The sequence below is a fragment of the Streptomyces sp. ME02-8801-2C genome, assembly GCF_033793965.1.
Classification (GTDB): Bacteria; Actinomycetota; Actinomycetes; order Streptomycetales; family Streptomycetaceae; genus Streptomyces.
Genome location: NZ_JARAXP010000054.1, coordinates 1 through 1,014 on the forward strand (window position 1 = coordinate 1; position 1,014 = coordinate 1,014).

Genomic DNA, 1,014 nt, shown 5'->3' on the forward strand with positions numbered 1-1,014 from the left:
ACGATCGTCACTACGCCCACGGAACCCACCGCGATCATCATCCCGACGGAAACCGGAACGCTCACCCTCACGGCGATCGTCACGCCGGTCGTCCCTGCGAACGAAGCCACCGCGGTCACCACCGCGGTTGTCGTCCCGCCGAAAACCACCACGGTCGCCTCGGTCGTCACGCCGGGGTCCCGACGGACGGTCCGGGCGGTCCGAACGCTCGTCACGTCGGAAAGCGGGACGAGCCCCACGATCGCCGTCGCGACGGTCGTCGCGGCGCGCAAAGCCGCCGCGCTCACCCCGGTTGTCGTCCCGACCCCGGCTGTCGTCCCGCCGGAAGCCGCCGCCACCACTGGGCCGATCGCCTCGATCGTCACGACGGGGCCCGGCCGGCCGGTCGTCTCGGCGGCCGTATCCACCCGTCGTCGGGCGTGCACCGCGGTCGAAACCACCACGGTCGTTGTCACGACGATCGTTGTCGCGGCGCGGACCACCTCGGTAGCCACCACGGTCGCCGCGGTCACCACTGTCCCGGCGGCGCTGGTCGCGCTCCGGGCGCTCGTCGGGAGAGTTGGTGGACATGATGGGTGACTCCTGTCTTCGGTACCGCAAGTCATTCTCGCGCAGCCGACTAGCCGGCGCGCTCCGGGCAGTGTGCCTGTTTGGAAAAACAAAAAGGACCCCTGGTCCCAGCGTGAACGCTGGGACCAGGGGTCCTCCAAAGATTGTTCGGCGGCGTCCTGCTCTCCCACAGGGTCCCCCCTGCAGTACCATCGGCGCTGAAAGGCTTAGCTTCCGGGTTCGGAATGTAACCGGGCGTTTCCCTCACGCTATGGCCACCGAAACCCTATTGGTTTCGAGCGAACAAGCACACTCTTCAGTTGGAAGTTCTGCTCAAAAGCCGACAACGGTCGTTGTCTCAGAACTAACACAGTGGACGCGAGCAACTGAGGACAAGCCCTCGGCCTATTAGTACCAGTCACCTCCACCCGTTACCGGGCTTCCAGATCTGGCCTATCAACCCAG

Annotated in this window: 2 rRNA genes and 1 pseudogene; all 3 read right to left on the minus strand. The window is 65.9% G+C overall.

The features are described 5' to 3' along the window. A pseudogene (locus PV396_RS44895) lies at positions 1 to 512 on the minus strand (hypothetical protein); the annotation flags it as partial. Between the two features lie 203 nt (positions 513 to 715). Then, a 5S ribosomal RNA gene (gene rrf / locus PV396_RS44900) occupies positions 716 to 832 on the minus strand. Between the two features lie 105 nt (positions 833 to 937). Further along, positions 938 to 1,014: ribosomal RNA gene (locus PV396_RS44905) — 23S ribosomal RNA — on the minus strand; the annotation flags it as partial.